This is a genomic window from Sinomonas humi, from assembly GCF_000802235.1.
In the GTDB taxonomy this organism is placed as follows: Bacteria; Actinomycetota; Actinomycetes; order Actinomycetales; family Micrococcaceae; genus Sinomonas; species Sinomonas humi.
In genome coordinates, this window is sequence record NZ_JTDL01000066.1 from 1 (window position 1) to 5630 (window position 5630).

At 69.0% G+C, this 5630-nt stretch carries 4 protein-coding genes; 3 read left to right on the forward strand and 1 reads right to left on the reverse strand.

The window, feature by feature from the left end; all coding sequences use genetic code 11:
• Together LK10_RS04415 and LK10_RS04420 are read left to right on the forward strand one after the other, a co-directional pair.
• The coding region (locus LK10_RS04415; RefSeq protein WP_043120484.1) for a DUF4982 domain-containing protein at positions 1-1264 on the forward strand (1264 nt) is incomplete at its 5' end.
• Complete coding sequence (locus tag LK10_RS04420; RefSeq protein ID WP_052206950.1) at positions 1261-2922, forward strand: family 20 glycosylhydrolase; 1662 nt, start codon at positions 1261-1263, stop codon at positions 2920-2922. The genes LK10_RS04415 and LK10_RS04420, both read left to right, overlap by 4 nt.
• 53 nt (positions 2923-2975) lie before the next feature.
• On the opposite strand, the gene LK10_RS04425 is transcribed toward LK10_RS04420, so the two are convergent.
• Positions 2976-5252 (reverse strand): glycoside hydrolase family 3 C-terminal domain-containing protein, encoded by a 2277-nt coding sequence (locus LK10_RS04425; protein ID WP_052206951.1) that lies wholly within the window; start codon positions 5250-5252, stop codon positions 2976-2978.
• 155 nt (positions 5253-5407) lie between these two features.
• On the opposite strand from LK10_RS04425, the gene LK10_RS21170 reads away from it, so the two are divergent.
• On the forward strand, positions 5408-5630 hold a 223-nt coding region (locus LK10_RS21170), incomplete at its 3' end, for a family 43 glycosylhydrolase (protein WP_156144032.1).

The window sequence follows — 5630 nt, forward strand, 5'->3', positions numbered from 1 at the left end:
CTTCGGAGCCAGCCTTGGCCGGCGCATGGCCGAGAAGGTACGCTCGCTCGACCCCGATCGTTTCGTCACCAACGGGATCAACGGCTTCGTCTCCGTGATCGATGACGTGGTGAAGATGATGGGCGCAGGTGCCTTCGGCGAGGCATCCGGGACTCCGGACGGGGGCGGCTTCGACGGTGTGAACGACGCCATGACTTCCAGCGGTGGAATGGATGGCATGAATCAGCTGAGCCGGTCCTCGCTCGTGACTGAGCGCACCATGGAATCCTTCGGGATTCTCGACGTGGCCGGCATGAACTACGGCGACGCCCGGTACGAGCTCGATGGGGTGGAGCGGCCGCGGCGCATCATCGTCGGCAGCGAGACGTACCCTGCCCGGATCGCGCACAACTGGCCTCTTGTACTGAAGCACACCCGTGTGATCGGCGACTTCACCTGGACCGGCTGGGACTACATCGGCGAGGTCGGGATCGGGCGCCCCCGGTACGAAGGCGAGTCGCTCGAGCTCGAGGCGCCGTACCCGTGGCTACTCGCGTGGTGCGGCGACATTGACATCACCGGCTACCGGCGTCCGGCTTCGTACTTCCGCGAGATCGTCTTCGGGCTCAGGACGTCGCCGTACATCTCCGTCCGAAGCCCGGCCGTCGGCCAGCGCGCGCAGTTCAGGGGCGGGTGGGCCTGGACCGACAGCCAGGGCAGCTGGACATGGGATGCCGAAGAAGGCGCCAAGGTTGTGGTCGAGGTGTATTCGGCCGATGAGGAGGTCGAGCTGCTGCTCGACGGATGCTCGCTCGGCCATCGTCCTGCGGGTCCCGAGCACGGGTACACCGCTCTGTTCGACGTCGAGTACCAGCCGGGCGAGCTCGTCGCCGTCGGCCGGTCCGGAGGACTGGAGACCGGGCGCATGGCGATTGCCTCCCGCCGCGGCGACGCGAGCCTGCGGCTCCGTCCTGAGCGGGAGTCAGTCTCCCTGCACCCGGGCGCCCTGCTCTATGTGCCCATTGAGATCGCGGACGAGTCAGGCACTCTGCTCACTACCGAGGATGTCCAAGTGACCGTTACGGTCGAGGGGCCGGCCGTGCTGCAGGCGCTCGGGAGCGCACGGCCGGACAACGAGGAATCGTTCAGCGGAACCTCGCACCGCTCGTTCCGAGGCCGACTCCTCGCGATCGTCCGGCCGACAGGACAGGGCACGGTCCGGGTTGCCGCGACCGCCGAGGGGCTGCCGGCAGCCGAAGTCCGCCTCGAAGTCACCGCCCGGTGACCGCCGGCTCGGCCCCGCTGTCCGCCCCGTGGCCCGCTGAGCTGCCGCTCATCCCACGCCCCTTGGCCCTCGCCGTGCACGGCGGGACTCTCACGTTGACCTCCCTGCGGGAGGTCAGCGTGAGCCACGGATCGGTGCTGCCCGTCGCGGAGCGGTTCCTCGGCGATCTGCGCCGTTGGACGGGCCTCGAACTGGATGGACCCCGCATATCAGGCACGCGGGGCCGAGTGGGTGTGCGCATTGAGCTGTCGGGGCCCGCCCCATGGGCCGAGCTCTCGCCCGAGTCGGCGGCGGCGACCGGAGCGCACACCCTCACGATCGACAGCGATGGCTTCCTCGTCAAGTCCGAGTCGCTGGAAGGCCTCTACCGCGGGCTGACATCGGTCGTGCAGGCCATCGGAACCGGCGCCGAGACCGTACCGAAGCTGCAGATCATCGATAGAGCCAGGTACGGCTGGCGGGGGCTCTCCCTCGACACAGCGCGCTCGTTCGTGCCTGTTGAGGAGGTCAGGCGCATCATCGACCTGCTCGCGCTGTACAAGTTCGATGTGCTGCACCTCCATCTCACCGACAACGAGGGGTGGCGGCTCCAGGTCCCTGGGTGGCCAGAGCTCACGCCCGAGCCGGGCGACGGGCCGGTCCGCTTCTACACATTGGACGATCTGGCAGAGCTGAACCGGTACTCCGCCGACCGCTTCATCACGGTCGTCCCCGAGATCGACCTCCCCGGGCACGCGGGAGCGGCACTCCGCGCCTATCCCGGGCTGAACCCGGGCGCCGTTGACGAACTGGATCGCCCGTTCCCCCGGGCCAATCTGGACCCGGGTTCCGAAGAGGCCTGGCGGTTCCTGGACGACGTCGTCTCCGCCCTGGCCGCGGCCGCGGCCGGACCATATGTGCACATCGGCGGCGACGAGGCATTCGGCATGGACGACGCGGCGCATGCAGCGTTTGTCGACCGGGCTGTCGCCCGTGCCGGCGAGCTGGGCAAGACCGTCATCGGCTGGCAGGAGACCAGCCGAGCAGACGTGGGAGCCGAGCAGATCGTCCAACACTGGATCGACTTCTCCGGCGCGGAGGCGGGCGACGACGACGCGGCGCGGGACGCCGCTGACGCCCCAGGCCCGATACCGCCTGCAATCCAGCAGGAGCTCACGGCCAATTTCCGCAAGGCGGCAGGCGACGGCCGTCGGATCGCCGACAAGGGCGTGAGGGTGATCATGTCGCCCACAGGCCACGCCTACCTTGATCGGCCGCATCAGGACGTCTCTCTGGACGACGAGCAGAACGCGAAGAAGAGCGGGCTCGGTCTCGCCTACTACCCGCCGACCCCTCTGGCCGCCTATCTGGAGTGGGATCCGGCGACAGTGACCCCTGCTATTCCGGCCCGAAGCATCGTGGGCGTGGAAGCAGCCCTATGGACCGAGACTGCGGATTCGGCCGACGACCGGGGCGCACTCCTCCTGCCCAGGCTTCCCGCCATCGCGGAAGCGGCTTGGTCAGAGGGGACCTCCCACTGGTCGGAGTACCGGGAGCGCCTGGGCCCCCAGAGCAGGCTCTGGGAACGGGCAGGGGTGCCCTGGTACCGGGCAAGCTCGGTGCCTTGGGGGCTCCCGGGGACGGTGCCCAGTGAGACGAAGAGGCGCGGCTCTGCGTAGAGACCAGAGCCGCGCCTCTTCCCTTGTACAGCTACCGGTGGCACCGCCGCGGCTCAGGAGCGCCCAGCCTCCGAGTTGATGGTGTCGAGCAGGGCTTGAATGCGCTGGAGGGCGTCCTCGCCACCCCCACCGAAGCTCTTCACCGCCCTTCCGAGCGGAATGGAGGCCATCACCTTGGCCACATCCATGCCAAGCGCGTTGTCGCCGGCCGTGTGGCCGGACGGGGCGAAGGCCGGGCCGAGCGCCGCCGCCGCCGTCGGATTCGCCATCACCTCGCCGATCGTCGAATCGAGGTCGAAGGGCACGAACACGTCGTCGCCCGCGACCTCCACGGTCTGCTCGAGCCGCACATCCCGGCTCGAGGCACCCGCGCCGATCCTGTAGCTGCCGCCCTCGACAACCCACCGGTCGAGCCGGTCGTGCCAGTAGGCGAGGTCGCGGCGTTCGATGCGGACCGAAACCTCTCCCGCTTCACCCGGCTCGAGCTCGATGATTCCGAACCCAACAAGCTCCTGAGGGGCGCGGCTCACCGAGGAGGCTGGCAGCGATGCGTAGAGCTGAACGACCTCGCGGCCAGCCCGTTTCCCGATGTTCCGCACGCGCACCGTCGCAATGACGGGGTCGCCATCCGCCGAGACCGTGAGGCTCTCGTACGCGAACGATGTGTAAGAGAGGCCATGCCCGAACGGATAAAGCACATCCTGCTTCCGCATGTCATAGCCGCGGTAGCCGACATAGATGCCTTCGCCGTAGCGAGAGTGGAGGTGCTCGCCCGGGAAATGCGGGAAGCTCGGGACGTCCTCGAGACGCAGCGGGACCGTTTCGGCGACGCGGCCGGAGGGGTTCATGGCCCCGAAGAGCACATCCGCGACCGCGCCTCCCCCAGCCTGTCCCAGCAGGGCCCCGCCGAGGATCGCGGGCACGACGGCGTCCACCGGAGCCAGCCGCACGACGCCACCGGCGGAGAGCACGACGACGGTCCTCGGCTGGACCGCGGCGACCGCCTCGACCAGCGCGAGCTGCTCCGCGGGCAGCTCGATGTCCTCACGGTCGAACCCTTCGGACTCGTCACTGTCCGCCAGTCCGAGGAATACAACCGCAACGTCCGCGCCGCGCGCCGCGTCCACAGCGCCGGCCTGCAGCGCGTGCGTGTCCCCGGAGCCGCCGGTCGTGAAGCCCGCCGCGTGCACGATCTCCGCGGTGGGGGCGGCGGCGCGGATCTGTTCGAGCGGGCTGTCCACCCGGTGCGGGTTCACATGCGAGCTGCCGCCGCCCTGATACCGCGGGGTGGCCGCGAACGGCCCGATCACCGCGATCGAGCCCGTCGCCGCGAGCGGCAGCACGTCGTCGTCGTTCTTGAGCAGCACAATGCTGCGCCCGGCGGCCTCGCGGGCCAGAGCATGGTGGGCGACGACGTCGACCGTCACCTCGCGCTTGCCCCCCCGAGCGAGCAGCGCAGTGCGGGCGACGACGCGCGCGGCCCGATCGACCGCGCTCTGCTCGAGCGTGCCCGCGTTGACTGCGGCGACCACAGCGGCGTCGGCCTCGAACGTGTCTCCCGGCATCTGCAGGTCGAGCCCGGCAGCGACGGCCGCCACGCGATCCGCGACGGCACCCCAGTCGCTCACGACGGCACCCTCGAACCCCCACTCCTCGCGGAGGACCGTCGTGAGCAGCCAGGGGTTCTGCGAGGCGAGGACCCCGTTGATCCGGTTGTAGGAGCACATGAGCGTCCACGGCTGGGCGTCGCGCACGACACGCTCGAACGCGCGCAAGTAGATCTCGCGCAGGGGGCGGCGGTCGACATCGGAGCTCAGCCGCATCCTGTCGTATTCGGCGTTGTTCGCGGCGAAGTGCTTGAGGGACGCGCCCACGCCTCCCGACTGGAGGCCGCGCACCCACGCGGCGCCGAGCGTGCCTGTGAGCAGCGGGTCCTCGCTGAAGTACTCGAAGTTGCGCCCGCAGCGGGGGTCCCGCTTGATGTTGATGCCCGGCCCGAGGAGCACGCCGACCCCGGCGGCCTGCGCCTCGTCGGCAAGCGCCGCGCCGACGCGCTCGACCAGCTCACGGTCCCAACTCTGAGCAAGCCCCACGGCCGGCGGAAAGCACGTCGCGGGGTCGCTCGCCCCAAAGCCGAGGTGGTCTCCAGCAGCACCCTGGTGCCGCACCCCGTGCGGGCCGTCGGTCATCACGACGCTCGGGACGCCGGGCACCTCCGAGGTCTGCCAGAAGGACGCGCCACCGCCGAGGCTGGCCTTCTCTTCCAGGGTCAAGGCGTCGACTGCCGTCACCGCATCGGCCCGGGTCGTGGGGTCTAGGACCTCGGTCATGTTGCTCCTCTCGATCCACCGCGATCGAACTCGCTCAATTTCGCGCTTAAAAGGTAATTTCATGACCTTAGCACGCGTGCACTGTTGAAAATACCTCCGTGGCTGTATTTTGATCTGAGGCTTCTCCGGGCCGCGCACTCCAAGGACAGAAGGAAATGACAGAACCAGCCATCAGCGGTTTCCATCCCGACCCTTCGATCTGCCGGGCGGACGGCGCCTACTACATCGCGAGCTCCAGCTTCGAGTACTCACCCGGAGTCCCGATCCACCGCAGTCCGGACCTGCTCAACTGGACCTTGATCGGCAATGCGCTCGACCGGCCTTCCCAGTTGAGGCCTTCCGCCGGTGCACCGAGCAGTGGCATCTACGCTCCGACAC